The organism is Arthrobacter sp. ZGTC131, assembly GCF_002929275.1.
Lineage (GTDB): Bacteria > Actinomycetota > Actinomycetes > Actinomycetales > Micrococcaceae > Arthrobacter.
The window spans coordinates 1-507 of record NZ_PJIK01000121.1; the positions used below are offsets into that span (position 1 = coordinate 1).

Consider the following 507-nt stretch of genomic DNA (forward strand, 5'->3'; position numbering starts at 1 on the left):
TCGGTGGACCCGATCTTCGGCACCATGGAGGATTTCGACGCCCTGGTGGCCAAAGCCGGCGGGTACGGCATCCGGGTCATCGTGGATCTGGTGCCCAACCACTGCTCCGACCAGCATCCCCTGTTCCAAGCAGCACTCGCCGCGGAGCCCGGGTCGCCGGAGCGCGACATGTTTATCTTCCGCGACGGAACCGGCGAGAACGGCGAAAATCCGCCCAACAACTGGCAGTCCCACTTTGGCGGACCAGCGTGGACCCGGATCGCCAACCCGGACGGAACCCCGGGCCAGTGGTATCTGCATCTTTTCGACACCTCCCAGCCGGACTTTAACTGGGACAATCCTGCGGTCAGGGAAGAGTTTGAGCGCATCCTGCGGTTCTGGCTGGATCGCGGCGTGGGCGGTTTCCGGGTGGATGTGGCGCATGCACTGATCAAGAAATCCGGGCTGCCTGACTGGGGCGGGAAGGCCGACGGCGCCTCCTCCGAAGGTTTCCCCGGATATGACGCG

The 507-nt window shown here is 64.3% G+C and carries 1 protein-coding gene; it reads left to right on the forward strand.

Going from position 1 to position 507, the window contains the following annotated elements; translation table 11 throughout:
* Positions 1-507, forward strand: a 507-nt coding sequence (locus CXQ90_RS21960; RefSeq protein ID WP_258064719.1) for an alpha-amylase family glycosyl hydrolase, incomplete at both ends; no start/stop codon positions are given.